Origin of the sequence: Rhodoferax sp. BLA1 (assembly GCF_013416775.1) — a bacterium.
In the GTDB taxonomy this organism is placed as follows: domain Bacteria; phylum Pseudomonadota; class Gammaproteobacteria; order Burkholderiales; family Burkholderiaceae_C; genus Rhodoferax.
In genome coordinates this window covers 628,444-655,191 of the sequence record NZ_SZVI01000001.1, presented here as the reverse complement: position 1 = coordinate 655,191, position 26,748 = coordinate 628,444, and the positions used below count along the sequence as shown (strand labels likewise).

23 protein-coding genes are annotated in these 26,748 nt (G+C 61.9%); 13 read left to right on the top strand and 10 right to left on the bottom strand.

Annotated features, from left to right (window positions below; genetic code table 11):
• From uxuA to FDG13_RS03115, 5 genes are all read left to right on the top strand, one after another.
• Positions 1-881 (top strand): mannonate dehydratase (gene uxuA, locus FDG13_RS03135; RefSeq protein ID WP_180125322.1); only part of this gene is annotated, 881 nt, incomplete at its 5' end.
• Between the two features lie 282 nt (positions 882-1,163).
• Complete coding sequence (locus FDG13_RS03130) at positions 1,164-2,186, top strand: LLM class flavin-dependent oxidoreductase (RefSeq protein WP_180125321.1); 1,023 nt, start codon at positions 1,164-1,166, stop codon at positions 2,184-2,186.
• Between the two features lie 10 nt (positions 2,187-2,196).
• Positions 2,197-2,700, top strand: a complete 504-nt coding sequence (locus FDG13_RS03125; protein ID WP_180125320.1) for a cupin domain-containing protein — start codon at positions 2,197-2,199, stop codon at positions 2,698-2,700.
• A gap of 134 nt (positions 2,701-2,834) precedes the next feature.
• Positions 2,835-4,163, top strand: coding sequence for a ferric reductase-like transmembrane domain-containing protein (locus tag FDG13_RS03120; RefSeq protein WP_180125319.1), 1,329 nt, complete (start codon positions 2,835-2,837; stop codon positions 4,161-4,163).
• A gap of 74 nt (positions 4,164-4,237) precedes the next feature.
• Complete coding sequence (locus FDG13_RS03115) at positions 4,238-5,356, top strand: sensor domain-containing diguanylate cyclase (RefSeq protein ID WP_180125318.1); 1,119 nt, start codon at positions 4,238-4,240, stop codon at positions 5,354-5,356.
• A gap of 114 nt (positions 5,357-5,470) precedes the next feature.
• On the opposite strand, the gene FDG13_RS03110 is transcribed toward FDG13_RS03115, so the two are convergent.
• The 5 genes from FDG13_RS03110 to FDG13_RS03090 all read right to left on the bottom strand — a co-directional run bounded on the left by FDG13_RS03110 (position 5,471) and on the right by FDG13_RS03090 (position 12,411).
• Positions 5,471-6,979, bottom strand: a complete 1,509-nt coding sequence (locus tag FDG13_RS03110) for a M20/M25/M40 family metallo-hydrolase (protein WP_180125317.1) — start codon at positions 6,977-6,979, stop codon at positions 5,471-5,473.
• 21 nt (positions 6,980-7,000) lie between these two features.
• Entirely contained in the window at positions 7,001-9,013 is a 2,013-nt protein-coding gene (locus FDG13_RS21280) for a methyl-accepting chemotaxis protein (RefSeq protein ID WP_304621506.1), read from the bottom strand.
• Positions 9,014-9,304: 291 nt separating this feature from the next.
• Entirely contained in the window at positions 9,305-9,925 is a 621-nt protein-coding gene (locus FDG13_RS03100) for a hypothetical protein (protein ID WP_180125315.1), read from the bottom strand.
• Positions 9,922-11,388 carry an AAA family ATPase gene (locus FDG13_RS03095; protein ID WP_180125314.1) on the bottom strand — a complete coding sequence of 489 codons (1,467 nt, stop codon included), beginning with the start codon at positions 11,386-11,388 and terminating at the stop codon, positions 9,922-9,924. Before FDG13_RS03095 ends, FDG13_RS03100 begins: the two co-directional genes overlap by 4 nt.
• A 132-nt stretch (positions 11,389-11,520) precedes the next feature.
• Positions 11,521-12,411, bottom strand: coding sequence for a DMT family transporter (locus FDG13_RS03090; protein WP_180125313.1), 891 nt, complete (start codon positions 12,409-12,411; stop codon positions 11,521-11,523).
• Between the two features lie 101 nt (positions 12,412-12,512).
• Here FDG13_RS03090 and FDG13_RS03085 point away from each other — a divergent pair, with 101 nt between their 5' ends.
• From FDG13_RS03085 to FDG13_RS03075, 3 genes are all read left to right on the top strand, one after another.
• On the top strand, positions 12,513-13,427 hold the full coding sequence (locus tag FDG13_RS03085) for a LysR family transcriptional regulator (protein ID WP_218942585.1): 915 nt from the start codon (positions 12,513-12,515) through the stop codon (positions 13,425-13,427).
• A gap of 112 nt (positions 13,428-13,539) precedes the next feature.
• Positions 13,540-14,508 carry an alpha/beta fold hydrolase gene (locus FDG13_RS03080; RefSeq protein WP_180125312.1) on the top strand — a complete coding sequence of 323 codons (969 nt, stop codon included), beginning with the start codon at positions 13,540-13,542 and terminating at the stop codon, positions 14,506-14,508.
• A 46-nt stretch (positions 14,509-14,554) separates the two neighbouring features.
• Entirely contained in the window at positions 14,555-15,448 is an 894-nt protein-coding gene (locus FDG13_RS03075) for a D-hexose-6-phosphate mutarotase (RefSeq protein WP_180125311.1), read from the top strand.
• A 29-nt stretch (positions 15,449-15,477) separates the two neighbouring features.
• On the opposite strand, the gene FDG13_RS03070 is transcribed toward FDG13_RS03075, so the two are convergent.
• Positions 15,478-16,056, bottom strand: coding sequence for a GNAT family N-acetyltransferase (locus FDG13_RS03070; RefSeq protein WP_180125310.1), 579 nt, complete (start codon positions 16,054-16,056; stop codon positions 15,478-15,480).
• Positions 16,057-16,261: 205 nt separating this feature from the next.
• Here FDG13_RS03070 and FDG13_RS03065 point away from each other — a divergent pair, with 205 nt between their 5' ends.
• From FDG13_RS03065 to FDG13_RS03055, 3 genes are all read left to right on the top strand, one after another.
• On the top strand, positions 16,262-16,747 hold the full coding sequence (locus FDG13_RS03065; protein WP_180125309.1) for a bacteriohemerythrin: 486 nt from the start codon (positions 16,262-16,264) through the stop codon (positions 16,745-16,747).
• 17 nt (positions 16,748-16,764) lie between these two features.
• Positions 16,765-17,247 carry a GNAT family N-acetyltransferase gene (locus FDG13_RS03060; protein ID WP_370528145.1) on the top strand — a complete coding sequence of 161 codons (483 nt, stop codon included), beginning with the start codon at positions 16,765-16,767 and terminating at the stop codon, positions 17,245-17,247.
• 112 nt (positions 17,248-17,359) lie between these two features.
• Complete coding sequence (locus tag FDG13_RS03055) at positions 17,360-18,097, top strand: TerC family protein (RefSeq protein WP_180125307.1); 738 nt, start codon at positions 17,360-17,362, stop codon at positions 18,095-18,097.
• Between the two features lie 25 nt (positions 18,098-18,122).
• Here FDG13_RS03055 and chrA read toward each other — a convergent pair whose 3' ends face one another.
• The 4 genes from chrA to FDG13_RS03035 all read right to left on the bottom strand — a co-directional run bounded on the left by chrA (position 18,123) and on the right by FDG13_RS03035 (position 22,550).
• Entirely contained in the window at positions 18,123-19,520 is a 1,398-nt protein-coding gene (gene chrA, locus FDG13_RS03050; RefSeq protein ID WP_180125306.1) for a chromate efflux transporter, read from the bottom strand.
• A 33-nt stretch (positions 19,521-19,553) separates the two neighbouring features.
• Entirely contained in the window at positions 19,554-20,675 is a 1,122-nt protein-coding gene (locus tag FDG13_RS03045) for an alkene reductase (RefSeq protein WP_180125305.1), read from the bottom strand.
• A 130-nt stretch (positions 20,676-20,805) separates the two neighbouring features.
• Positions 20,806-21,387: a methionine biosynthesis protein MetW gene (gene metW / locus FDG13_RS03040; protein WP_180125304.1), complete on the bottom strand. Its 582-nt coding sequence runs from the start codon at positions 21,385-21,387 to the stop codon at positions 20,806-20,808.
• Positions 21,384-22,550, bottom strand: coding sequence for a homoserine O-acetyltransferase (locus FDG13_RS03035; protein ID WP_180125303.1), 1,167 nt, complete (start codon positions 22,548-22,550; stop codon positions 21,384-21,386). The genes metW and FDG13_RS03035 overlap by 4 nt, the downstream gene beginning before the upstream one ends.
• Before the next feature lie 342 nt (positions 22,551-22,892).
• On the opposite strand from FDG13_RS03035, the gene FDG13_RS03030 reads away from it, so the two are divergent.
• Together FDG13_RS03030 and FDG13_RS03025 are read left to right on the top strand one after the other, a co-directional pair.
• Positions 22,893-23,876, top strand: a complete 984-nt coding sequence (locus FDG13_RS03030) for an ABC transporter substrate-binding protein (protein WP_180125302.1) — start codon at positions 22,893-22,895, stop codon at positions 23,874-23,876.
• Between the two features lies 1 nt (position 23,877).
• The gene (locus FDG13_RS03025; protein ID WP_180125301.1) at positions 23,878-26,733 is read left to right on the top strand and encodes an EAL domain-containing protein; all 2,856 of its coding nucleotides are present in this window, start codon (positions 23,878-23,880) and stop codon (positions 26,731-26,733) included.
• Positions 26,734-26,748: the final 15 nt, after the last annotated feature.

Sequence of the window (26,748 nt, the reverse complement as noted above, 5' to 3'; positions counted from 1 at the left end):
TCAAGTTTGAAGTGGTTGAGAGTGTGCCCACCCACGAAGACATCAAACTGGGCAAACCCAGCCGTGACCGCCTGATTGCCAACTTCCAGCAAAACATCCGCAACTGCGCAGCGGTGGGTGTGAAGGTGATCTGCTACAACTTCATGCCAGTGTTTGACTGGACCCGCACCGAAATGGCCAAACAGCTGCCTGACGGCTCCTTCACCTTGGCCTTTGATGCCGACGCGGTGGCCAAGATTGACCCGGAGAAGGGCATCTCCCTGCCGGGCTGGGATGCCAGCTACAAACCTGAACAACTCAAGGCCCTGCTGGCTGACTACAAGGCCGTCGACGAAGAAGCCTTGTGGGCCAACCTGGAGTACTTCCTCAAGGCCATCATCCCGGTGGCTGAAGAAGTGGGCATCAAGATGGCCATGCACCCGGACGATCCACCGCGCCCGATCTTTGGCCTGCCACGCATTGTCAAGAACCGCGATGACTTGGCACGCCTGGTCAAGATTGTGGATTCCTCCTCCAACGGCCTGACGCTGTGCTCGGGCTCCCTGGGTGCAGATCTGTGCAACAACATCCCCTCGCTGGTCAAAGAGTTTGGTGGCCAGGGTCGTATCCACTTTGGTCACTTGCGCAACGTCAAGGTCGAGCCCGATGGCACCTTCTACGAGTCCACCCACAACTCCTGTGATGGCTCGCTGGACATGGCGGCCATCGTCAAGGCCTACCACGATGTGGGCTTTGAGGGTTACTGGCGCCCTGACCATGGCCGCATGATCTGGGGTGAGACGGGCAAGCCCGGTTATGGCTTGTATGACCGCGCACTCGGTGCGGTGTACCTGAACGGCTTGTGGGAAGCGGTGAGCAAATACGCGCCTGCCAAGGTCTGACGGACACATCTCGTCACGCTAAAGTTAATAGCGTCTGGCCCTTGTTTTATAAGGGCCAGGCGCTATTTTTGTATGTGAATGTGGCGCCATGGCTATACCGGGGATGAGATAGCAGGGGGCGCAGCAGCGGGCCCAACCGAGGCTGCGAGACATGGCAGATCAAGGCTGCGTCGTGTGGGGTTTTACAGGCTGCGGCAACAATGCGTGTCAACAGATCGTGCACGCCATGTGCATGTGGTGGGTTTCTCCACCTTCCGACCAGCACCCTGAGACATCAACACCATGACCCCACCCCGATCCCTCCAACTCTCCATGCTCGACCTGGTCGCCATCCGCGAAGGTGGCACCGTGGCGCAGGCGCTGGCCGTTGCATTACAGACCGCGCAGCATGCCGAGTCGCTGGGCTTTACCCGTTACTGGCTGGCCGAACACCACAACATGGCCGGTATTGCCAGCTCGGCCACGGCGGTGCTGGTGGGCTACATCGCGGGTGGTACCCAACACATTCGCGTCGGCTCCGGCGGCATCATGTTGCCCAACCACGCGCCGCTGGTCGTGGCAGAAGCTTTTGGCACCTTGGCCGAGCTGTACCCGGGCCGGATCGACCTGGGTCTGGGGCGTGCCCCCGGCACCGACCGGCTCACCATGCGCGCCCTGCGCCGTGACAGGGCCGAGACAGAACAGGATTTTCCGCGTGATGTGGCCGAATTGCAGCGGCTGCTGGGGCCTGTCCAGCCCGGGCAAGGCATCATCGCCATGCCGGGCGCCGATACCAACGTGCCGATCTGGTTGCTGGGTTCGAGCCTGTTTTCGGCCCAACTGGCGGCCGAGCGTGGCCTGCCTTATGCCTTTGCCGCCCACTTTGCGCCGCGCCTTTTGCACCAGGCTCTGGCCTTGTACCGCAGCCTGTTCAAGCCTTCCAAAACACTGAGCCAGCCCTATGTGGTGGTGGGTGTGCCCCTGATGGCGGCCGACAGTGACGAAGAAGCCGAGTTTCTGGCCAGCAGCACCTACCAACGGGTGCTGGGCATCTTGACCGGCGCACGCCAGCGGCTGCAGTCACCCACACCCGGCTTCATGGAGACACTGCAGCCGCAGGAACGCGCCGCCATCGGCGACTTCCTGTCCGCTGCGGTGATTGGTGGCCCGGCCAAGGTGGCCAGCGGCCTGGCGGCCCTGGCCGAGGCCACCCAGGCCAATGAGTTGATGCTGGTGTGTGATGTGTTCGAGCCAGCGCGGCGCCTGCGTTCGCTGGAGATTGCCGCGAAGGCCTGTGGCCTTGGCCCGGTCGATACCAGCCGCTAAAGTCAGGCCCATGAGCACCCACGCCCAGACTTACATCCAGGCCCTGCAACTGCAGCCCCACCCAGAAGGCGGCTATTACCGGGAAACCTACCGCAGCCCGCTGCTGATGGACGTGACCCCGGCTGAGAGTGGCCCAGCGGTTCAGAGGAACGTCAGCACCGGCATCTACTTTCTGCTGGAGCAGGGCAACTTCTCCGCGTTTCACCGCATACGCTCTGACGAGATGTGGCACTTTTACGCTGGGCAGGCGCTGGAGGTGCTGGAGATCAACCTGGCCGGTGACTTGCGCTGCACCCGCCTGGGGCCGGATGTGGCGCAGGGTGAGGTTTTTCAACATGTGGTGCCCGCCCACACCTGGTTTGCGTCCCGGGTGGCTGGTGGGGGCGCTTTCTCGCTGGTGGGCTGCACCGTGGCGCCCGGGTTTGATTTTGCCGACTTCTGTCTGGCCGACCGCGCCACGCTGAGCACAACGTTCCCGCAGCACCAGCAGCTCATCCAGACGCTGACGCGCTGATCACTCAGGCCGCGTGAGCGACTGGGTGTGCCAACACACCGAACTATTCTGCGCTTGGGTTCAAGCTGACTGCGCTGGCGTCAAAGGGTCAGCCGGTTAGCACACATGGGCTGTGCTCAGCGACTGGGCCTTGTGTGAAACACATCAAACTGAGCTTCTGGGGTTATCTGGCCGCGCTGGCCGTGTTGTGGTTGCTGGCTGACCTGCGCTTGGAGATGCCGTCGGGTTTTGGCAGCTGGCGCAATGCCTTGATCAACTTCACCGGCATCATGGGTATGGGCGTGATGAGTGTGGCGCTGATGCTGGCCGCACGGCCACTGGTGCTGGAGCCGTTTTTGGGCGGGCTGGACAAGATGTACCGGCTGCACAAGTGGCTGAGCATCAGCGGCCTGGTGTGGGTCATGCTGCACTGGCTGTGTAAACAAAGCCCTGGCTGGCTGACCAACCTGGGTTATCTGGAGCGCCACGCGCGTGAACACGCGCCCGAGCCTGCAAACCCGATTTTCAAATTCCTGCAAAGCCAGCGTGGCCTGGCCGAGGGTGTGGGGGAGTGGGCTTTTTACGCCACCGTGTTGCTGATGGTGCTGGCGCTGGTCAAGTGGTTTCCGTACCACCTGTTTTTCAAAACCCACCGCTGGCTGGCCGTGGCTTACCTATTTCTCGTGGTCCATGCGGTGGTGTTGATGAAGTTCAGTTACTGGGGGCAACTGATGGGCCCGGTGATGGCCTTGCTGATGCTGGGTGGCAGCCTGGCTGCAGTGGTGATTCTGTTGCGGCGGGTTGGCCTGAGCCGCCGGGTGCTGGGTGTGGTGACGCAGGTCCATGCGCACAAATCCGTGCGGGTGCTGGAGGTAGGCGTGCAGCTCCAGGGGCGCTGGTCGGGCCATCAGAGCGGGCAGTTTGTGTTTGTACGCTTTGACAACGTGGAAGGGGCACACCCCTTCACCATCTCATCAGCCTGGACGGGGGACGGGCACATGGTGTTTCTGATCAAGGGTCTGGGTGACTACACCACGCTGCTGCCCGACCGCCTCAAGCTGGGTGACCCGGTCCACATCGAAGGGCCTTACGGTCAGTTCAACTTTGACAGCGACTGTGAGCGCCAGATCTGGGTTGGTGGTGGCATTGGCATCACGCCCTTTGTCGCGCGGCTGGAAGAGCTGGTGCTGGCACCGCAGGCCAAACCCATCGACCTGTTCTACGCCACTGCTTTACCCTACCACCTGGCCATCCACAAACTCAAGTTGCTGGCACGTGAAGCCCGGGTGACACTGCATGTGTTGGTGGAGGCCCACGACGGCAGACTCACCGCGCAAAGCATCTGTGCGCTGGTGCCCGATTGGCGCCTGGGTGACATCTGGTTTTGTGGGCCGGCCAGGTTTGGTCAGGCGCTCAAGGCCGACTTTGCGACGCGCGGCTTGCCCAGAAAAAGCTTCCACGACGAGTTGTTTGACTTGCGCTGAGTTTCTGGGTCATGATCTGCCAGCCCCAGGCCCCTGACAGAATCCCCCCCTTCCCCCCAAATACCTTGTTGCACGTGCCAGAAAAAACGCCCACCGCTGCGCCACAGGGCAAGACCCACTGGGCAGTCCATGTCAACCACCGCCACCGCAGTTGGGGGTATGCCATGCTGCTGCTGGTGCTTGGTTTGCACATGGCCCAACAGGACCGCAGTCCGCTGCTGTGGCTGGCGCTGGTGGCACAGTTTGTGGTGTACCCGCAAGTGCTGTTCTGGCGCGCCCGGCGCGCCGCCGACCCGATGGCGGCCGAGGTCAGGCACATGTACCTGGATGCGCTGAGTCTGGGTGCCTGGGCGGCGGTGCTGCATTTCCCGATCTGGATCAGTTTCATCATGTTGATTGGCTGTGTGCTGGACCTCACGCTGTACCGTGGCACACGCGGTTGGCTGGAAGGGCTGAGCTTGTTTTTTCTGGGAGGGCTGCTGGCTGGCTCGCTCACCGGTTGGACGCTGCAGCCACAGACCGATCCCTGGGTGACGGCGCTGGCCATCGTTGCGGTGTCTCTGTATCTTTTTTCCGTTTCGCAGCACAGCCAGAAACGCTCGATGCGGCTGCGTGACACCCGCCAGGAATTACACGCCAAAGAACTGGCCTTGCAACAGCAGTTGGCCGAGATCCAGAGCCTGCAGACCCAATTGCGCGAGCAGGTACGCCGTGATGCGTTGACAGGCCTGTTCAACCGGCACCACCTGAGCGACGTCATGGAGCGGGAGCTGGCACGCTGCGCCCGCGATGGGCAGCCACTGAGCCTGCTGATGATTGATATTGACTATTTCAAGCGCATCAACGACAGCTATGGGCACCAGGTGGGCGACGATGTGTTGCGTGAAACCGCCCGTTTGCTGCTGGAGCGCACGCGCGACAGCGACATGTTGTTCCGTTACGGTGGCGAGGAGTTTTTGCTGGTGCTGGTGGCCGCAGATGCCTTGGTGGCCAAGGCGGTGGCCGAAGAGCTGCGCCAGCGTTACGAGCTGAGTCCGCTGGCACTGGCGGGCCGCCCGGTCATGGCGACGCTGTCCATCGGTGTGGCCACGTTTGCCGACCATGGCGTGGATTTTTACAGCCTGGTGCAAGCGGCTGATCAGGCGCTGTACCGCGCCAAACGCGCCGGACGCAACCGCGTCGAGGTTGCCTGAGTCTGTGCCATCAAACCCTATTGGTTTGATAGCTGCTATCCCTTATGGCATAAGGGCTGGAGGCATCAAACATGCTTCAGCCTGGAAAAGTACCCCAGGCTGGTTTGGCTTCCCTCAGGCCGCGTAGGCCGCCGCCGCAATCACCTGCGCCACCGCCGCCGTGAGTTTTTTGGCATAGGGCACATGCAAAAACTCGTTGGGCCCGTGGGCGTTGCTCTTGGGGCCGAGCACACCACAGACCATCATCTGGGCTTTCGGGAAACCCATGGACAACATGTTCATGAGCGGTATGGTGCCGCCCTGGCCGATGTAGCCGCAGGGTGCACCAAAACAACTTTGTGAGGCCGCGTTAAGCGCCTGCTCAAACCACGGCGCGGTGCTGGGGGCGTTCCAGCCGGTGGCGCCAGCGGCGTGGTCAAAGGTCACCTTGGCCTGGTAGGGCGCGTTGTCTTCGAGCAGGGTTTTGAGGTCGGCCACCGCGCTGGCAGCGTCCACCAGCGGCGGCAGGCGCAAGGAGAGTTTGAAGGCGGTGTAGGGGCGCAGCACATTGCCCGCGTTCTGCAGGTCGGGCATCCCCTCGACACCGGTCACGCTCAGGGTCGGCAGCCAGGTGCGGTTCAGCAACGCCTGCAGCGGGTCGGTGGTGGTGGGCAGCATGCTTTGTGAGGCACCACCACAGTCGGCATGGGCCCAGGGGAAACGTTTGTAGATTTCGTCGCCCAGGATGTTGGCCGTGGCTTGCGCCTGGCTCAGCCGGTCTGCTGGCACCTCGCAATGGAACTGGGCTGGCAACAAGCGACCGGTGGCGCTGTCTTCGAGCCGGTCCAGCACGTGGCGCAGGATGCGAAAGCTCGACGGCACCAGGCCGCTGGCGTCACCCGAATGCACACCTTCGGTCAGCACCTCGACCTTGAGCACCCCGCTGGCCATGCCGCGCAGGCTGTTGGTGAGCCAGAGCTGGTCGTAATTGCCCGCGCCCGAATCTAGGCAGATCACCAGGCCGACTTCGCCCAAGCGGGGCTTGAGCGCGTCGATGTAGGGCAGCAGGTCATACGAACCACTTTCCTCGCAGGTCTCCACCAGACCCACGATGCGCGGGTGGGCCACCTGCTGGCTTTGCAGGGCCTGGATGGCGGCCACCGCCGCGTAGATGGCATAACCGTCGTCCGCACCACCGCGGCCATAGAGCTTGCCTTCGAGGTACTTAGGCGTCCATGGGCCCAGGTCGGCGCGCCAGCCAGTGAACTCGGGCTGTTTGTCCAGATGCCCGTAAAACATGACGGTTTGGCTGCTATCCCTTTTATCGTCTGGGTTAGATGCTTGTGATTCAGTAGCGCCTTGGGAGGCCGCCAGTTCAAAAAACAGCACCGGTGTGCGCCCGGCCAGGCGCACGATCTCGATCTGCAGGCCGGGCACCTTTTGCGCCTGCACCCATTCATAAGCGTTGCGCACCACGGTGTCGATGAACCCATGCTGCTCCCAGTCCGGGTCAAACATCGGTGACTTGGCGGGGATGGCGATGTAGTCGCTGAGCTGTTTGACAATGTCCTGGTCCCAGGCGCGGCTGACCTGGTCCAAGGCTTGGGGCGTGTTCAAAATGTTGGTGCTGACGGGTGCATTCATGTCCAAAGTTCCTCAGAAAGATCAGCCGCGAGTATGACCCAGGGCTTGAAAATGGGGCTGGTCCAAGCGGGGCGCGGCGGCCCGCGCGGCTAGAGCGGGTTGGCTCAGCGTTGCCAGGTGCGCCAGTTTAAACACCGACACCGCCTGCTCCAGCCGTTGTGCCTGGTCGCGCAGGCTCTCGGCCGCTGCCGCCGACTGTTCAACCAGGGCGGCATTCTGCTGTGTCATCTGGTCCAGTTCACCGACTGCAACATTGACACTGCTTATGCCTTGTGACTGCTCAGCCGCTGCGGCGCTGATCTCGCCAATGATGTCACTCACCCGCTGCACCGAGGCAACAATTTCACCCATGGTGTCACCGGCGTTTTGCACCAGCCGCGAGCCTGATTCGACCTTGTCGACCGAGGCCGTGATCAGCGCCTTGATTTCCCGTGCCGCTGCCGCGCTGCGCCCGGCCAGGCTGCGCACCTCGGTCGCCACCACCGCAAACCCACGTCCCTGTTCGCCGGCGCGCGCGGCTTCCACCGCCGCGTTGAGCGCCAGGATGTTGGTCTGGAACGCGATGCTGTCGATCACGCTGATGATGTCGGCAATCCGGCGCGAGCTCTGGTTGATCTCGTCCATGGTGCTGACCACCTCACCCACCACCACCCCGCCGCGTGCCGCCACCGATGCGGCCGATGCTGCCAACTGGTTGGCCTGGTGTGCTGCGGTGGCCGACTGCTGCACCGCACCGGTCAGCTGCGTCATGCTGGAGGCGGTGCGCTGCAGGTTGCTGGCGGTTTGTTCGGTGCGCTGGCTCAGGTCCTGGTTGCCACTGGCGATCTCGGAACTGGCGGTGCCAATGTTTTCCGCTGCCTGGCGCACCTGTTGCAAGGCCTGTAAATAACGCAGGCGCATGCCTTCGGTCTCGGTCACCAGTTCCCCAATCTCGTCGCGCCGGTTGCTCTCAAAGGTGCGCGTCAGATCCCCTTGCGCCACCGCCAGCACCGCGGTGGCGAGTTCGTGCAGCGGCTGGCTCACTGTGCGCTTGACCAGCAGATACAACCCCAGACCCAGCAGCACCGCTGTGGCAGCCAGCAGCGCCCAGATCAGGCTCATGTTGCGCCAGTACTGCGCCATGGCCTCAGACGCACTCACCTCGGCCACCAGCCAGCGTTTGCCCAGCTCCAGCTTGCGCACCGTGGCCCAGCGTTGGTCGCTGGCGCTGTTGAGCAGGGGCAGGGCCTGCGGCAGGTAACCGTCTGGGCTTGTCATCAGTTTCGTGACAAAGGCCTCAGCCTGGGGGGACAGTTCGCTCACCTTTTTGCCGCTGGCGCTGGGGTGCACCACAAAACGTGCTTCGGCGGCAGGGCCGTTGGCCTCAATCAGGTAGGCACCGCCGCTGTCAAAAAACCGTGTCTCCAGGATCTGTTTCTCCAGCGCCGCCTGCTGCAGGCCAATGTCCTGGCCGATGAAAAAGATGCCAATCACCTGCCCGCCGCTGTCTTTGACCGGTTCGTAATGGGTCATGTAGGGTTTGCCAAACAGCAACGCCGGGCCGGTGTAGGTCTGGCCAGCCAGCGCCAAGGCGTAAGCCGGGTGTTTGCGGTCTAGCAGGGTGCCCATGGCACGCTCGCCATCCTGCTTTTTCAGCGAGGTGGTGACACGCTCGAAGTCATCTCCTTTGCGCGCAAACACGGTGGCCACACCGCCTGTGTCTTTGTTGAAGCGATCCACCGAGCTGAAGTCCCCATTCACCGGCACCCCAAAACTCAGCAGTTCGCTGGTGTCTTTGTTGTAGGTGAGTGCCGGGTCAAACTCGTTGCGAAACCGGGTGAAGTTGCGCTCCGCCATCTCGCGGTTGGTGCGTTCGGAGGCGTCGGCCATGGCCACAATGCCTTGCAGCTTTTCACTGACCGACTGGCGCATCAGGCCATGCACACTGCGCCACTCGATGACACCAATGGTGACCGCCACCAGCGTCAGAATCAGGGTCAGTCCGGTCAAGGACAGCAACGCCAAGTGGCGAGCGACCGATTGTTTTTTGTGCATCGCCAAACCCATAGCTGCTCCTGATCATTTGCGGGGAGGATGTCTCCCCATTCCAACGTCACATACCGCGCAAATTATGTGCCAGATGGGGCGACCCGGCCTGGACTGCGGTGGTGCTGGGGCAAACCGGGCGGTTTGCAACGCAGGACTTTTGCTTGGCTCAACGGTCAAAGGTCAGTTGGTGCGCGTGAGGTTTCACCCGCGCCACAACGCCTGCCTTGCAATACGTACGTCAAAAGCGATTTCGCTACTGGACTATCACGAGTTGGTCAGGGTCAGATTCTGGGCAAGTCAGAGTTTGAAGTCAGCCAAGTGTTTTTGAATCTGCGCCTCAAGATGTCTGAATGACTTTAGCTTTCGCAAAGACTTCAGATCTTCCATCAACTCGCTCACTCGATGTCGATACTGATGCGGATTGAAACGTCGCTTTCGAGAGGCATTTTTACCTGTTGCTACTTCCAGTGCTCCAAAAAGAACCTTTTTGGGGTCTGGTAGTGATTCGATGTCCTTGAGTGCTGGTAAGCCGAGATCATCGCGTCCGTTCGCGTTGCCCACTGCAGCTCTAATAGGTCTCTCATCAGTAAGCAGCCAAGCCTCAGTCATACGGACTGGAACAACACAAATCAGTGTGTCCAACGGCTGTAGTTTTGGCCAACTAGACTCAATCTCGCGCTCCCTGTCGATTGGGTCAATGCCCTCGGCGTCCCTGTGAACGAACAGGATGTCACATGGAAAGAGCGCCAATGCTGTGGCAATTCTTGCTGTCAACCCAGCAGAAGCTGGCGGCAAGCCATCAGCACAATTTACTTGGTATGCAAGATCAGTATGCGCATCCAAAAGCAATTCAATCAATGGCACAAGAAGTCTGTCAGAACTCCCATCCGTCACCAATGTCGCAGTCAATCGTTTCATGATGCTGTCTGCTGGAAGAGATCCATGGTTGATACCGTGGATGATGCTTCGGAGGGTGACTCGGCCAGACGCCCTACAAGACTAGGCTGCTTCACTGTGCGAGCTGCGTACTTTTGACCACTCAGGTACGACAGGATTTCCCCTCTGGATATCAATTCAGATCCTCTTGCGCCAGAGACCGCGTGACGCCAACTGTCAGGTAGCGGTTTGAAGTTGACGAAGGCTTTGCCTTTCATCTTCAAGGTTTCTGCGAAAAGCAGTTCATCGTCACGTAATTCAGCAACGACCAAGGGGGAATGGGTATTGATGATGAGTTGACGAATCGTTGGCACACGTGATTCGTCATCTGTTTCAACCTCTTCAGACAAACTCCGCACCAAACTGAGCATTTGAGGAATACGTGAGGGGTGAATACCGTTTTCTGGCTCCTCCATGCAAAGCAAGCCACCAAATTCAGGATCTAGCGCCAAAACAGCCAAAGCCAGAAAACGTAGCGTACCGTCAGACAGTGAACTGGCGGTATAGGTTTCCTTGTCCTTCATGGTGAGCAGCAGAGTCTTGACTTGTCGCTTTTCATCGGCATCTACGCTAACTGCGACGATGTCCGGCAACAGTTCAGACAGTCTCAGCGAAACCTCCGCGTGATTGTCCAGTCGCATCAGCGCGCCCGGCAGATGCTCACCTGTCGATGTCACATATGGATCATCACCAAAGTCATCTGACCTTCGCAAAGCGGAGGGCTCGAGCTGTAACAGGCGCCATGAACGCAGCTCGCTTCGCGCAGCCAGTGCCGTCGGGTGTGAGGATGAATTGACACCAGACACGATAGTCTGTGGAGATTTTCTTGCAGGCACCAAAAAAGGTGGACCACCTCTTTCAGTCTGATCACTAAACAGCTTGATGGCAGGTTGCCCAGGATTGCCAGAAATCTCTGTACTGATAAAAGGGGTGCGTTTGTTTCCCGGTCCGAAAATGTGCTGTTTGATCCAGGGTTGCGGCCTGGCAAATCCAAGATGTTTGCTTGCCTCGCTCGAATTGATAGCGCGAAGTTCTTCTCTTTCAATGTAAATGGGATCGGCCGACAACTGATCGGTAGGGGTGTCACTAAGCCTCAGTTCCAATGTGTATTCGAGAAAAGTGGCCGTCGGTTTGGCAGGCCGATCAAAGTCGTCCATGACTTTGCTGGGAACAATCATTTCTGCAATAAACACCATAGGCAGAAACTGGCCTTTTGAGTCCTTGAAAAAAAGGCTGTGAAAGTCTGAAATTCGGCCGTTGGTGCCCCTCGCTCTGCTAGCCGCTTTGATGATTGGCATTGAAGCCAAATCACCTAGGAAGGTTATCGCATCAAATAGATTCGACTTGCCGGCTCCATTTGGTCCGGCGATGCACGTGAAAGGGCCAAATCGAACGTCAACATCGACCAGATTTTTGAACCCCCTGACTCTCAATCGCGTGAGCATTTGGCTTCTCCATAATGAAGCCCGCATTTTGCACGTGAGGATTGCACCTAGTTGCGATTCAACGCTGATATTTCCAGATCAAGTTTTGATCAAGGAAAAGTTGCTAGACATGAGTGCAACGAAACGAGCATTTCACCTGCGTCGCCACGTGGTCCACAACGCCGCCAACACGATCAACGCAGCGCCCAGCCAGCCCATGGGACTGAGTGACTCCCCGAGCCACATCACTGCAAACAGCGCACCAAAGGCGGGTTCGCTGCTGGTGAGCAAAGCCACCCGGCTTGGCGCGCTGTGTTTGAGCGCCCAGTTCTGCGCAAAAAAGGCAAACACGGTGCAGCCCAGCACCAGGTAGAGCGTGCTTTGCCAGAAGGCCGAGTCTGTTGGCAGGGCGGGCAACCCGTCGGGTGACAGCAGTGCCAACAGCACGCAGCCACTGCTGATCACAACGGCCTGCACGGCGGTTAACTGCAGGCTGGTGGCGTTGCTGTGGCGCGTGAGCCGGCTGGTCTGGCAGACCAGGATGGCGCGCAACACTGCCGCGCCCAGCATCAAGCCATCACCCCAGGCCAGGCCGCTGGTCAAACCGCCGCTGAGCAGGACCGCGCCCAGCAGCGAGACAGCGGCAAAGCCAAACAGGGCGGGAGTCGGGCGCTGGCCCAGCAGCCACCACTGGGCAAACGGTGTCATCACCACACACAGGCTGATCAGCAAGGCCGCGTTGCTGGCCTGGGTGTGCGCCACCCCGAAGGTTTCACACAGAAAAATCGCCAGCAGCCAGCCCCCCAGTGGTAGCCCGCTGCGCCAGGCGTCACGGCGTTGTTGTGTGCTGGCGCGCAGCAAGGTGGGTGCCAGCAGCACAAAAGTCAGGCCAAAACGCAGCGCCAGAAAACCTAGCACCGGGTAAAAGACCAGCGCGCCCTTTGCCACGCCGTAGCTGGTGCCCCAGACCATGGCCACCAATAGCAGGGTCAGGTCGGACAGGCGCAACAGGTGCGCGGGTTGTTGAAGGGTCAGGCTGGTCATGAGGAGGCTTGTGACAGTTGTTGAAACAGAGGTGGGATGCTAGATTGCTTCTTGCAACGTGATAATCATGTAATTCAGAACATCAGCTGTGCTTCAGACGCATGAATACCCCGCTTGAGAACCTCACCGACATGGCCGTGTTTGCCTGCGTGGTCGATGCGGGCAGCTTCTCGGCGGCGGCGCGGCAGTTGGGTGTGACACCGTCGGCGGTGAGCCGCCAGGTGGCCCGGCTCGAGGCCGCTTTGCACGTGCGCCTGCTGGAGCGCAGCACCCGCAAGCTGCGTCTGACCGAGGCGGGCAGCGCCGCCTACGGCCGCTGCCAGACCCTGGTGGCCGCCGCGCGTGAGGTGATGGCGCTCAGCGACACCCAAAGCGCCACACCCAGTGGCCTGGTGCGTATCAGCATGCCCAAGGCTTTTGGCCGCCAGGTCATTCATCCGCTGATGCCGGCGTTTCTGGCGCGTTATCCCGAGGTGGACGTGCAACTGATCATCACCGACCGCGTGGTGGACCTGTTTGAGGAGGCGGTGGACCTGGCAATCCGCCCCACCGATGCGCCACCACCCGGCCTGGCCGGGCGCCCGCTGATGCCGGTGCATCACCGGGTGTGCGCCAGCCCCAACTACCTGCGCACGCACGGCACACCGCTGCACCCGCGTGATCTGGCCCAGCACAGTTGCCTGTACCTGGGCGAGGATGAACGCGACCGCCACTGGCGCTTTCGCCAGGGCGGCGACGAGGTGACGGTGCGTGTGTCTGGCCGTTATGTCGCGAACCACAGCGAGGTGCGGCTTGACGGCGCCCTGCAACACCTGGGCCTGGCCAGCCTGCCCGACTTCACAACACGCCAAGCGCTGGCCAGTGGGCAACTGGTGTCGGTGCTGGACGACTGGACCCATGTCACCGACTACGCCGGGACGGCCTGGCTGCTGTACCCGCCCAACCGTTATCTGGCGCCCAAGTTGCGTGTCTGGATCGACTTTGTGGTGGCTGGCCTCGCCGCAGATTTTGGGTAAAAATGGCTGTTAGCCCTTATATTCAAAGGACCCATAGCTATAGAGTGGGTAGCATCACGCGACCTGTTCACCCTCACGGCGACGCCGTAAAATCCGGAACGACGTTTCGAAAATGAACTCACCCCACCCCAACCCCTTGTGTGAAGTCGATGTGACCCCGCTGGAGCCCGTCCAGGGCCGCACCAGCGGCGCCTGGCCCATCCATTACGAGGTGCTGGGCAACCCGGCGCATCCGGCCATCGTGCTGATCATGGGGCTGGGCTTGCAGCTTGTTGCTTGGCCTGACAGCTTTTGCCAGGCGCTGGTGGCCGGTGGTTACCGCGTGGTGCGTTTTGACAACCGCGACTGCGGCCTGTCGGCCCGCGCACCGGCGCACGGGCGGTTTGACTTGCTGCGCACCATTGCCGCCTCGGTGCTCAAGCTGCCGGTGCCCGCGCCCTATACCTTGCACGATATGGCTCAGGACACGCTGGCGGTGATGGATACGTTGCAGATCCCGCAGGCGCACATCGTGGGTGTGTCGATGGGCGGCATGATTGGCCAGGTGCTGGCCGCGACCCACCCGCAGCGGGTGCTGAGCCTGACCTCCATCATGTCCACCAGCGGCCACCCGCGTTTGCAGCAGCCCGCGCTGCGGGTGCGCTGTGTGGTGGTGAGTCGCCCGACCCGGCCAAACGACATCGAGTCGGTGATCGACCACCAGGTGTGCATCGTGCGCACCATCGGCAGCCCGGTGTTCCGTGAGTCAGACGCCGCGCTGCGCGAGCGCGTGGGCCGGGGCATCCGGCGCGCCTATGAACCCGCTGGCCTGACACGCCAGGTGATGGCCATCATCGCCAGCGGTGACCGCCGCCCCTTGCTGCGCCGCATCACCGCGCCGACGCTGGTCATCCATGGCCGCGACGACCCGCTGGTGCCCCTGCCCGGCGGTCAGGACACGGCCGACCACATCCCCGGTGCCAAATTGCTGGTGGTGGAGGGCATGGGGCACGACCTCTCGCCCGCGCTGCTGCCCCAGCTGGCCCAGGCCATTTTGGCCCGTTGTCAAAGCATTTCGGCCTCTGGCCCTTATAACCATTGAGCTTGATGCTCTCTTTTTGTAAATTTACTCAACCCAGGTCTTTACCATGACACAAACGCTCAACACCCTGAACACCAACTTCGCTGTGCCCAATGCCTTGCGTTTCACCGAGGCCGTCCCCGGCCTGCCGGTGGCCGAAATCAGCACCCCACTGGCCACCGCCAGCGTCGCGTTGCACGGCGCCCATGTGCTGAGCTGGCAGCCCGCCGGGCAGGCGCCGGTGATCTGGGTCTCCAAAGCGGCGATTTTTGAACTGGGTAAACCCGTGCGTGGTGGTGTGCCACTGTGCTGGCCCTGGTTTGGCCCCTTGGCCGACAAACCCATGCACGGTTTTGTGCGCACCATGGTCTGGCAAGTGCGTGGTGCCGAGTTGGACGCTAGCGGCCAGCTGGTGCTGCGTCTGGGCATCAGCGACGACGCCAGCACCCGTGCGCTGTGGGATTTTGCTTTTGACCTGGAGCTGGTTGTCACCGTCGGCAGCACGCTGACCATCGCGCTCACCACCCGCAACACCGGTGCTGCGCCTTTCAGCATCAACCAGGCTTTGCACACCTACTTTGCCACCAGCGACATCCACCAGACCACAGTGCAGGGCCTGGCCGGTGGCAGCTACATCAACAAGGTGCAAAACTTTGCCGTGTGCCAGCAAGAGGGCGACGTGGTGTTCACCGGTGAAACCGACCGCATCTACACCGACACCACGGCCGACAGCGTGATTGTGGACGGCGTGACAGGCCGTACCATCCGCATTGCCAAACAGGGCAGCGCCAGCACCGTGGTCTGGAACCCCTGGTCAGAAAAGGAAAAAAACATCGTCGACATGGCCGCCGGTGAACACCGCCAGATGCTGTGTGTGGAAACCTGCAACGCTGGCCCGGACAGCATCAGCATCCCGGCTGGCGGCGTCCACACACTGGCTGCGACCATCTCGGTGGAATAAGCGGCCCAACTGGCCCGTCAACCAGCGCTTCAGGGCGCAGGCCGCAGCCGGGCGTAAACACAGGTGTTGCGCAGGCTGCCGTCGGTGGCGCGGCGGTCCTGGCGCAGGATGCCTTCGAGTTCAAATAAACAGCGCTCAGCCACCCGGCGTGAGGCCAGGTTGGCCTCGTCGGCAATCAGCTCGACCCGGGCCACCTGCATCTGGCTGAAGGCGTAGTCCACCAGCGCCAGCACCGCCTCCCGGGCATAGCCACGGCCCGCACACGCGCTGCGAACCCAATAACCGACCTCGGTCTTGGGTGTTTCCCAGACGGTGCGCAGCAGCCCCGCGCCGCCCAGCAATTGGCCGGTCGACTTCTCGAACAGATGAAAAGGCTGATGGGTGCGCATCAGAAAGTGGGCGGCACCGGTGCGGCTGCGGATTTCGGCGTCCTCAGGGGTGGTCGGGTTGGCCACCCAGGGCAGGGCGCTCAGAAATTGCCGGAGTGCTGGCAAGGACTCGCAGACCGCCGCATGCAAGGCCGGGCCATCGCCCTCCTGCGGCACCCGGATCAGCAGGCGCTCGGTTTCAAGCGTGGTTGGCAGGGGCAGAAGCAGGGGGGCGATCATGGTGGTGAGGTGCTGCGTAGGGTGTGGGCATCTGTTGGCTGCTGGCGCAGACAGTGGATGGCGGGACAGGCGGCTATTTTGCCGCGCTGGCCGACCCCGCTGCGCCGGCACGAATGGGAATATGGTGCGAATTTTTGGCGCGATCGCCACCGCTCTGATGTAGGATTTGCCCATCACACGTGTTCGTTGGAAGGGGCAATACCTCATGGCACCAGAAACAACTCCCGCAAGAGCACCGTTCGTGATCGAATGGCGCGACGGGTTCAAAATCGGCATCGACCAGGTCGATCAGGAGCACCGACAGTTGTTCACCCTGGTGCGCGCGCTCAACCTGGCTTCGGTCGACCACACGGTGGATGAACTGCTGAACTATGTGGTCACACACTTTTCCAACGAGCAGGCGCTGATGGAAAAAAGCGGCTACCCGGCGTTTGAGCAGCATCTGAAATTGCACGAAGAATTTGCCGCCCAGGTGGCCGAGTTTTTGGGCAGTGACCAGGCCTGGACCGAAGAGCGCGTGCAGGAGATGCGCAAATTCCTCAACAAATGGCTGATCGGCCACATCATGACGCATGACCTGCGCTTTGGTAAATGGCTCACCAGCCAGCCGGTGCACAGCAGCCCGGTGGTGCATCAGGCAGCCGCGCCCAAACCAGGCGGGTTTTTTGCACGCTTTTTTGGACACAAATAGGCACAACGCTGCTGCCTGTGGCCGACATCTGCGACGCCCAATTCCCCGAGCACCTGAGTCTGGTGCGCGAGATGCTGCGTGAGTACCAGGCCAGCCTGGGTGTCAGCCTGTGTTTCCAGAATTTTGAGGCGGAGCTGGCCGGTTTGCCCGGTGCCTACGCCGCTCCGCAGGGCCGCTTGCTGATCGCCTGGGTCGAGGGTCAGGCGCTGGGTTGTGTGGGTATGCGCCCGTTGGAAGACGGTTTGTGTGAAATGAAGCGCCTGTACCTGCGCCCGGCGGCGCGTGGCCAGCAGCTGGGGCGACGGCTGGCGCAGGTGATCTGCACGGTGGCGAAAGAGGCAGGTTACCGCGCCATCCGCCTGGACACGCTGCCGGGCATGAGCGCCGCGCGGGCACTCTACGCCTCCATGGGTTTTGTGCCGGTGCCGGGTTATGTGTTTAATCCGATTGAAGGCACCCTGTTTCTGGAGCTGGATTTGCGGGCCTGGCTACCCGACTGATCGGCGTGTTGCACGGTGTGGGCTGTGCCTGGTGGGCGCAATACCCACAAGTGATAGGTTTTTCAGCGCTCTGGCTAGACTCCACGGGTTTTACCCTTAGCGACCCACCCCCATGGAATTACTCACCGACCCGAACACCTGGATAGCTTTCTTCATGCTTGCTGCGCTGGAGATTGTGCTGGGCATCGACAACATCATTTTCATCAGCATCCTGGTCGGGCGCCTGCCGCCCGAGAAGCGTGACCTGGCGCGTCGTCTGGGTCTGGGTTTTGCGATGGTGTCGCGTATTGCGCTGCTGTTCAGCCTGGCCTGGGTCATGACATTGACCGAGCCGCTGCTGACAGTGATGGGGCAAGAAATCAGTGGCCGCGACCTGATTTTGCTGGGTGGTGGCCTGTTCCTGCTGTACAAGGCCTCACACGAGATTTTTATGGAAGTGGAAGCCCACGAGAGTGATGAGGCCCAGTCCGGTGTCGACAGTGTCAAAGCCGGTAGCGGGATATTCTGGGGCACGATTGTGCAAATTGGTGTGGTCGACATCGTGTTTTCACTCGACTCGGTGATCACCGCAGTCGGCATGGTCGACAACATTGGTGTCATGGTGGCGGCGGTGATCGCCTCGGTGGCGGTGATGATGTTTGCCGCCAAACCGATTGGTGAATTTGTTGACAAACACCCCTCGATCAAGGTGCTGGCGCTGGCCTTCCTGACCATGGTTGGCACGCTCTTGGTTGCTGAAGCCTTTGATGTGCATGTGCCCAAAGCTTATGTCTACGTGGCCATGTTGTTCTCGTTGACGGTGGAGGCGCTCAACATCCGCGCGCGCACCAAGCGCCAGGCACGCGGTTAAGCTAACCGGTTGGCTCGGCGGCTGCTCAGCAGCAGCCTGCCAACTTCCAAGCCAGCCCGGCCACTGCGCAAACGGCCATCACTTTGAGCATTCCTTGCTTGTAGCGCAACAGGGCCAGCGCAGCCAAACCCGCCAGAGTCAAGGCGGGTAGGTCGATGTTCCAGCCCAACAGGCCTTTGGCCCCACTGCCCTGGGCCACGTGCAGAATAAAAAACAGCGCCAGGCTGGCCATCACACCCACCACGGCGGCGGTGATGGCGGTCAACGGCGCGGTGAAGTGTTGCTTGCCGTGCGTCGACTCCACCAGCGGACCACCGGCCAAGATGAAGATAAAAGACGGCAAAAAGGTGAACCAGGTCACCACCGTGGCTGCCAACATGGCGCCCAGCAGCAATGCCTGCGGGCCCAGCACCTGTTGGCTCCAACCACCCAGAAAACCCACAAAAGCCACCACCATGATCAGCGGGCCGGGTGTGGTCTCACCCAGGGCCAGGCCGTCCATCATCTGCGGGCCGCTGAGCCAGCCAAAGTGACTCACTGCTCCCTGGTACACATAGGGCAACACCGCGTAGGCGCCACCAAAGGTCAGCAGCGCGGCTTTGCTGAAAAACCAGCCCATCTGCGCCAGCGTGCCCCCCCAGCCCTGCCAGGCCACCAGCAGCGCCATCGGCAGCAGCCACAACGCTGCCCCCGCCAGCAGCACCCGGCCCAGTCGCCAGGGCTTGAAGCGGGCGTGTTCGGGTATGGGTGTGTGGTCGTCGATCAGATAAGCGGTGTCGACTTGTGCTGGCGCAACCTTGGCCTGCACCGTGCCGCCATGGCTTGGCGTTTTGGCAAACTCGGCCAGTCCCCAGCGCTGGCCCAGCCAGCCGGTCAATGCCGCTGCCAGCACCACCCAGGGGAAGGGGATGTTGAGCCAGGCCACAGAGATAAAACTTATAGCTGCTACTGCCCATAAAACGGGGGCTTGCGCCGGTTTTCTCAGGATTTTATTGCCCATGCGCTGCACCGCCTGCAGCACAATCGCTGCCACGGCGGGTTTGATGCCGTAGAGCAGGCCAGCCACCCAGGGCAAGCTGCCAAAGGCCACATAGACCCAGCTTAAAACCATCAAGATCAGCAGTGAGGGCAACACAAACAGCAGCCCCGCCAGCACACCGCCCCAGCTGCGGTGCATCAACCAGCCGAGGTAGGTGGCCAGTTGCTGCGCCTCGGGGCCGGGCAGCAGCATGCAGTAGTTCAGCGCGTGGAGAAATCTGGCCTCGGAGATCCAGCGTTTGTCGTCGACCAAGGTGCGGTGCATCAGCGCAATCTGCCCGGCCGGCCCCCCAAAACTGATGAAACCGAGTTTGAGCCAGAAACGCAGGGCCTCACCAAACGGCACCTGGCCAACGGGTGTGGCTTGGTGAGCATGCAGCCCCATGGACGTTGTTGGCGGGCGAGGTCGCCGCTGCGCTCAGCGTTGCTCGAGTGTGGGGTAGTCGGTGTAACCCTTGGCACCACCACCGTAGTAGGTGTTGCGGTCACCTTCATTAAGCGCGCTGCCGTGGCGCAGGCGCTCCACCAAGTCGGGGTTGGCAATGTAGGCGCGGCCAAAGGCAATCAGGTCGGCGCCTTCACGCACCGCTTGTTCGGCCAGCGCCTTGTCCAGGCCGTTGTTGACCATCCAGGCACCTTTGCCACCTGCCGCGCGGTAGGCGCGGCGCAGGCCCGTGTAGTCAAACGGGCGGTCGGATAACTCGCGTGGGCCACCGGTGGCGCCTTCGATGATGTGCACATAGGCCAGCCCGAAGCCCGCCAGTTCACGCACCAGGTAGTCAAACAGCGGCTGCGGGTCAGGGTCAAACGCATCGTTGGCTGGTGTCACCGGTGACAGGCGGATGCCCACGCGACCGGCGCCAATGGCCCCGGTGACGGCGCGCACCACTTCGAGCAGCAGCCGGGCGCGGTTTTCGATGCTGCCGCCAAAGTCGTCACGGCGGATGTTGGAGCCGCTTTTCAAAAACTGGTCGAGCAGGTAACCATTGGCGGCGTGGATTTCCACCCCGTCAAAACCAGCGGTCTCGACCGCGTTGCGGGCGGCGGCGGCGTAGGTGTGCACGATGTCGGGCAACTCGTAGGCTTGCAACGCACGTGGTTCAGAGGTGTCGACAAAGGTCGGCACACCGTCCTTGATCAGCACCGTCTTGCTATTGGCACGGATGGCTGACGGGGCCACCGGCGCCGCGCCGTTGGGCTGCAGGCTGGTGTGTGAAATGCGCCCGACATGCCAGAGCTGCACTACGATCTTGCCGCCCGCAGCGTGGACACGTTTGGTGACCTGTTTCCAGCCGTCGATCTGCTCGCTGCCGTACAGGCCGGGCACGTCGGCATAACCCTGGCCTTGGTGGCTGATCGCGGTGGCCTCGGTGATGATCAGCCCGGCGCTGGCGCGCTGGGCGTAGTACTCGGCCATCAGTGGGGTCGGGATGGCGTCCGGTGCGCGGTTGCGGGTGAGCGGCGCCATGACGATGCGGTTGGCCAGGTGCAGGTCGCCTGCGTGCACGGGGTTGAACAGGGTGGCGTGGGTGTGTGGCATGGCAAATGGTCCAGCAAGATAAAAGTTGGAACAACCCGCCAAACAAAAGACCGGGTTGCCTTGGTCAAGCCATTTTGAGCCAAGATGGTCGCTTGCGCCAGTGCGCCAGGCCACCAACTGGCACAGAGGTTTATCGCGTGAGTTTGTAGACCGAGGTACCTGCCAGCAGGTTGGGAGCAAAACGCAGCACCTCACCTTCCTGGATGCCAAAGCTGTCAATCACCTTGAGGCCGCAGGCTTGCGCCAGGATGCCCAGATCAGCATGGGTGCCGACGCGGATGTTGGGGGTGTTGTACCACTGGTAGGGCAGGCGCCGTGTCACCGGCATGCGCCCGCGCAGCACACTCAGGCGGTTGGGCCAATGCGCAAAGTTGGGGAAAGCGACGATGCCGAGCTGCCCGACACGCACCGTCTCGCGCAGCATCACCTCGGCGTTGCGCAGGTTTTGCAGGGTGTCGATCTGCAGCACCACGTCAAACGAAGCGTCCTCAAACATCGACAGACCTTCGTCCAGATTGAGCTGGATGACGTTGACACCGCGTTGCACACAGGCCAGCACATTGGCGTCGTCAATCTCAACGCCGTAGCCGGTGCAGCCACGGGTGGCCTGTAAATGCGCCAGCAGGGCGCCGTCGCCACAACCCAAGTCGAGCACGCGCGAGCCCGCAGGCACCAGTTCGGCCAAGGCCTGTCCAATGGCACTGAGACTCATGCTGCCACCTCCATGCTTTCAAAATAAGAGCGCACAACGCCCATGTAGCGAGGGTCATCGAGCAAAAAGGCATCATGACCATGGCGCGCGCTGATTTCGGCGTAGCTCACGTCACGCTGGTTGTCGAGCAGCGCCTTGACGATCTCGCGGCTGCGTTTGGGTGAAAACCGCCAGTCGGTGGTGAAACTCACCAGCAGGAACTTGGCTTTGGCGCGTCCGAGCGCCAGGCTCAGGTCACCACCGTAGGCGCGTGCCGGGTCAAAGTAGTCCAGCGCTCGGGTGATCAGGAGGTAGGTGTTGGCGTCGAAGTATTCGGCAAACTTGTCGCCCTGGTAACGCAGGTAACTCTCGATCTGGAACTCGACGTCTTGGGTGCTGTATTTGTAGTCGCGGGCATCCAGATCGGCGCCGGTGTCCTGCGCCTGCGCCAGCACTGCGTCGCGCAACTGGCGGCCAAACTTCTCGTTCATCACATCGTCACTCAGGTAGGTTATGTGGCCGATCATGCGGGCAATACGCAGGCCGCGTTTGGGCACGGTGCCGTACTGGTAAAAATGCCCGCCATGGAAGTCAGGGTCGGTCACGATGGCGCGCCGCGCTACCTCGTTGAAGGCGATGTTCTCCGCCGTCAGGTTCGGCGCGCTGGCAATCACCAGGGCGTGGCGCACCCGGTCGGGGTACTGCAGTGTCCAGCTCAGGGTTTGCATGCCGCCCAGGCTGCCACCCATCACCGCAGCCAGGGTCTGGATGCCCAGGGCGTCGAGCAGCCGGGCCTGGGCGTTGACCCAGTCTTCGACGGTGACCACCGGAAAGTCAGCGCCATACACCTGGCCGGTGTCGGGGTTGGTGTGCATCGGCCCGGTCGAGCCAAAACACGAGCCCAGGTTGTTGACGCCGATGACAAAAAACTTGTTGGTGTCCAGAGGTTTGCCCGGGCCGATCATGTTGTCCCACCAACCCTCGGACTTGGCCTGGCCTGCGTAGACCCCAGCCACATGGTGCGAGGCGTTGAGCGCATGACAGACCAGCACCGCGTTGGACTTGTCCGCGTTCAAGCTGCCGTAGGTCTCGTAACTCAGCGCGTAGTTGTGCAGACTGGCGCCGCTTTGCAGGGGCAAGGCGGCCGCAAATGACATCGACTGGGGGGTAGCGATCAGTTGCATGAATGAAAAACCCGGTATCGCTAAAGGCAAAACCGGGTTGGCTGACATCTTTAGCGGTATTTGTTAAGCGCCCGCAATTCTGGCAAATCGGCGCAACAACAGTATAACCAGACCGTCCGGCCAGCCTGGCCTGGCCTGGCCTGGCCTGGCCTGGCCTGTGTTTTCGGCATTTGATGTCAAATAGGCTTCTAGCCCTTTATTTAAAAGGGCTGACAGCTCCTTTATTTGTATTTTTTTCACACACTTTGCTGGTGTGTTGCGCCAGAACGTCCCAGTGCCTGAGGTAGCATGGTTCACAGCCCAAAAGCTTCACCCACCCAGCACCCCACCGTTAGGAGCGCCATGCCTGTTTTGCACCCGGACCGCCGCCAGCTTTTGGCCAGCGCGCTCGGGCTGTCGCTGGTGGGTTTGGGTGCCTGCCAGCGCGCTGAACCACTGGTGCGGGTGGCGACCAACCCTTGGGTGGGTTACACCGGCTTGTTGCTGGCACGCGAGCTGGGTTACTTCAACAACCCCAGCCTGCGTTTGCTGGAGCTGACCACCGCCTCCGACAGCCTGCTGGCGCTGGCCTCTGACCAGGTCGAGGCGGCCACCCTCACGCTGGACGAGTGGCTGGTGGCGCGTGAAGGCCAGCTTGACCTGCGGGTGATCATGGTGTTTGACGAGTCGGCCGGGGCCGATGTGGTGATGGTCCGCCCGGGCATCACCCGGCTGGAGCAGCTGCGCGGGCAGCGGGTGGCGGTGGAAGAAACCGCCACCGGCGCGCTGTTGTTGTCGCGCACGCTGGATGCGGCCGGTTTGCGCCCCGACGATGTCATCAAGCTGCCACTGGCTGGCGCTGCGCAGCTGGACGCTTATGCCAGCGGTGCGGTCGACGCGGTGGTGTGTTTTGAGCCCTATGCCACCCAGCTGGCCCGCCAGGGCGCCCACCGTCTGATTGACAGTCGGCGTTTTCCGGGTGTGATCATGGATGTGATGGCGGTGCGTGCCAGTGCGCTGACCGCCTCGCCCGAGGTGTTCAAACAACTGCTGGTCGGTTATTTCCAGGCGCTTGGTGTGTTGCAGCACTCGGCCGCGCAGTCTGCCGCCTTGATGGCCCCTGCGCTGGGCATCAGCGCGCTGGAGTTCACGGCAGCGCTCAAAGGGGTGCACCTGATGAGCCTGGAAAATAACCGACGGCTGCTGGATGCGGCGGCACCTGGCCTGCGACCGATGGCGCAGTCGGTGGCGACCCTGATGCAACGCTCCGGGCTGCTCAAGCAGGTGCCGCTGCTCGACGGTGTGATGGATGGTCGGTTTTTGCCTGCGCCTGATTGGAGAGCTTGAGATGCGTTTCCCCTGGAGTCTGAAATGGGCCTTGCCGCTGGCACTGGCCAGTTTGTTGTTGATTTTCAGCAGCTTTGCCACCTGGCACAGCCTGAGCACACGTCTGACCAACCTGACCCAGATGGCACGCCAGGATGCGCTGGACCATGTCTCCCATCTGGCGCGTATGGCCGAGCAGGGGTTGCAATCCAGCACCGCGCTGGTGGCCTCCGATCTGGCGCAGACCAGCACCGACCCGCGGGTGCTGGCGGTGCTGATCCTCGACGAGCAGGGCCGGGTGCTCATGGCCCAGCGCAAAGGCTGGGTTGGCAGTGTCGCCAAAAGCCTGTTGCCCGACTTTGACGATGGCTGGCGCCTGCAGGTGATTGCCGGGCGGCTGCCCCAGGTGCGCACCGATGCCGATGGGCTGCGCCTGGTTGTGCTGCAGCCCTTTGAGTTGCCCGCCGCCAGCAACGAGGTGCGCAGCTCGCGCTGGGGCTCGGTGTTTTTGGAGATGGACCTGGACCTGGCCTGGCAGCAGGCCCGCTACGAGACCTTGTTGTCGCGTCTGCCCTGGCTGGTGCTGGCCCTGCTGGTGCTGCTGGCCGTGGGTTTGTTGCTGCGCCGTTTTGTCGCCCTGCCTTTGCAAGCACTGGCAGACGCGGCAGGTTGCCTCAAACAAGGGCAGCTGAGCAGCCGCGCTGCGGTGCAGGGGCCACTCGAAATTGCCGCATTAGCGCGTGACTTCAACGACATGGCGCAAGCCATCGAAGACGCCCAGAAAGCGCTGATCACCAGCGAGGAGCGCATGAGCATCACCCTGCATTCGATTGGTGACGGCCTGATCGCCACCGATGCCCGCGCCCGCATCACCCTGATGAACCCGGCCGCTGAACGCTTCACCGGCTGGGCGCTGGCAGAAGCGCGCGGGCTGCCGATCTCGGACGTGTTTGTGATCGAGAGCGAGATCACCGGCTTGCCCGCCGATATTCCGGTCAAACGGGTGCTGACCGAGGGCACGGTGCTGGGTCTGGCCAACCACACGGTGCTGATTGCGCGCGACGGCACCCGGCGTGATGTGGCCGACTCGGCCGCACCGATCCGCAACGCCCGGGGCGTGATCGAGGGGGTGGTGCTGGTATTCCAAGACGTGACCGAGCAGTACCGCATGCGCCGCGCGCTGGCCGACAGCGAGCACCATTACCGCACCCTGGCCAACACCGGACAGGCGCTGGTCTGGACCGCCGGGCTCGACAAAAAATGCAATTATTTCAACAACGTCTGGCTGGCCTTTACCGGCCGCACACTGGCACAAGAACAGGGTGACGGCTGGGCCGAGGGAGTGCACCCGGACGATCTGGAGCACTGCTTCACCACCTATGTGGCGGCTTTTGAGGCGCGCGAGCCTTTTGCCATGGAGTACCGCCTGCGCCATGCCAGTGGCGAGTACCGCTGGATCATGGACCAGGGCAGCCCACGTTATGACAGCCAGGGTCGGTTTCTGGGCTACATCGGGCATTGCCTGGACATCAGCCAGATCAAGCAAGCCGAGGCCCAGGTGGCGCATCTGGCCTACCACGACGCCCTCACCGGCCTGCCCAACCGGGCGCTGTTCCAGGACCGGCTGACGCAGGCGGTGGCGGCGGCACGGCGCAACCAGCGTGTGGGTGCGCTGATGTTTGTGGACCTGGACCATTTCAAGCGCCTAAATGACGTGTATGGCCACGCGCTGGGGGATGCGGTGCTGGAGGAAGTGGCTGGCCGCTTGCAGTTCTACTTGCGCCAGGAGGACACGGTGGCGCGTCTGGGCGGTGACGAGTTTGTGGTGCTGCTGCCCGCGCTGGCGGCCGAGTCCGACGGTGCAGCGACCTTGGCGCGCGCAGTGGCCGACAAGATCCGGCTGGCGCTGGAGGGGCCAATCCTGATCAACGGCACCAGCTACCACACCGCCGCCAGCATGGGGGTGACGCTGTTTCCCAAACACAACGAGTCGGTCGACGACCTGATGCGCGAGGCCGACATCGCCATGTACCGCTCCAAAGAGCGTGGCCGCAACCAGATCTCGTTCTTCCAGGTCGACATGCAGCAAACCGTGACCCAGCGTTACGCCTTGGAGCAGGAACTGCGTGAGGCGGTGGCGCAGCAGGCCTTTGAGTTACATCTGCAGTCGCAGGTGAATGCCGACGGTGTGGTCATTGGTGCCGAGGCGCTGGTGCGCTGGCGCCACCCGACACGTGGCCTGGTGGCACCGGCCACCTTCATCCCGCTGGCCGAGGAGTCGCGCCTGATCCTGCCCTTGGGCGATTGGGTGCTGCAGCAGAGCTGCCAGGTGCTGGCCCGGCTCGAGGCGGCTGGCCACAGCCTGCACATCGCCGTCAACGTGAGCCCGCTGCAGTTTGCCCAGCCGAACTTTGTGACCCGCATTCGTGACATTCTCAAACAAACCGGGGCCGACCCGACTCACCTGACGCTGGAGATCACCGAGGGTTTGCTGGTGGAGCACATGACCGAGACCATGGGCCGCATGGCCGAACTCGCGGCCCTGGGCATCCGTTTCTCGATCGACGACTTTGGCACCGGATATTCGTCGTTGTCCTACCTCAAGCGCTTGCCGCTGTACGAGCTCAAGATCGACAAGAGTTTTGTCCAGGACCTGCCAGAAGACCCCAACGATGTGGCGCTGGTCGAGACCATGCTGGCGATGGCGCAACACCTGCATCTGAGTGTGGTGGCCGAGGGCGTGGAGACCGCCGCGCAGTTTGAGTTCTTGAAAAGTCGCGGCTGCAACCGGTTTCAGGGCTACCACTTTCACCGGCCGCAAGAGCACCACGAGTGGTTTGAGGCCTTTGCCAAACCGTCGCAGCTGGCGCCCCAGTAGCCCCTCCAGACGCAC

Bases quoted from the DNA above. Each gene is read 5' to 3' on its own strand.
- FDG13_RS03045 (WP_180125305.1), bottom strand. From the start codon at position 20,675: ATGCCACACACCCACGCCACCCTGTTCAACCCCGTGCACGCAGGCGAC.
- FDG13_RS03070 (WP_180125310.1), bottom strand. From the start codon at position 16,056: ATGATCGCCCCCCTGCTTCTGCCCCTGCCAACCACGCTTGAAACCGAG.
- FDG13_RS03075 (WP_180125311.1), top strand. From the start codon at position 14,555: ATGACACAAACGCTCAACACCCTGAACACCAACTTCGCTGTGCCCAAT.
- metW (WP_180125304.1), bottom strand. From the start codon at position 21,387: ATGAGTCTCAGTGCCATTGGACAGGCCTTGGCCGAACTGGTGCCTGCG.
- FDG13_RS03035 (WP_180125303.1), bottom strand. From the start codon at position 22,550: ATGCAACTGATCGCTACCCCCCAGTCGATGTCATTTGCGGCCGCCTTG.
- FDG13_RS03130 (WP_180125321.1), top strand. From the start codon at position 1,164: ATGACCCCACCCCGATCCCTCCAACTCTCCATGCTCGACCTGGTCGCC.
- chrA (WP_180125306.1), bottom strand. From the start codon at position 19,520: ATGGGGCTGCATGCTCACCAAGCCACACCCGTTGGCCAGGTGCCGTTT.
- FDG13_RS03095 (WP_180125314.1), bottom strand. From the start codon at position 11,388: ATGCTCACGCGATTGAGAGTCAGGGGGTTCAAAAATCTGGTCGATGTT.
- FDG13_RS21280 (WP_304621506.1), bottom strand. From the start codon at position 9,013: ATGCACAAAAAACAATCGGTCGCTCGCCACTTGGCGTTGCTGTCCTTG.
- FDG13_RS03030 (WP_180125302.1), top strand. From the start codon at position 22,893: ATGCCTGTTTTGCACCCGGACCGCCGCCAGCTTTTGGCCAGCGCGCTC.
- FDG13_RS03110 (WP_180125317.1), bottom strand. From the start codon at position 6,979: ATGAATGCACCCGTCAGCACCAACATTTTGAACACGCCCCAAGCCTTG.
- FDG13_RS03055 (WP_180125307.1), top strand. From the start codon at position 17,360: ATGGAATTACTCACCGACCCGAACACCTGGATAGCTTTCTTCATGCTT.
- FDG13_RS03100 (WP_180125315.1), bottom strand. From the start codon at position 9,925: ATGAAACGATTGACTGCGACATTGGTGACGGATGGGAGTTCTGACAGA.
- FDG13_RS03085 (WP_218942585.1), top strand. From the start codon at position 12,513: ATGAATACCCCGCTTGAGAACCTCACCGACATGGCCGTGTTTGCCTGC.
- FDG13_RS03080 (WP_180125312.1), top strand. From the start codon at position 13,540: ATGAACTCACCCCACCCCAACCCCTTGTGTGAAGTCGATGTGACCCCG.
- FDG13_RS03090 (WP_180125313.1), bottom strand. From the start codon at position 12,411: ATGACCAGCCTGACCCTTCAACAACCCGCGCACCTGTTGCGCCTGTCC.
- FDG13_RS03065 (WP_180125309.1), top strand. From the start codon at position 16,262: ATGGCACCAGAAACAACTCCCGCAAGAGCACCGTTCGTGATCGAATGG.
- FDG13_RS03125 (WP_180125320.1), top strand. From the start codon at position 2,197: ATGAGCACCCACGCCCAGACTTACATCCAGGCCCTGCAACTGCAGCCC.
- FDG13_RS03025 (WP_180125301.1), top strand. From the start codon at position 23,878: ATGCGTTTCCCCTGGAGTCTGAAATGGGCCTTGCCGCTGGCACTGGCC.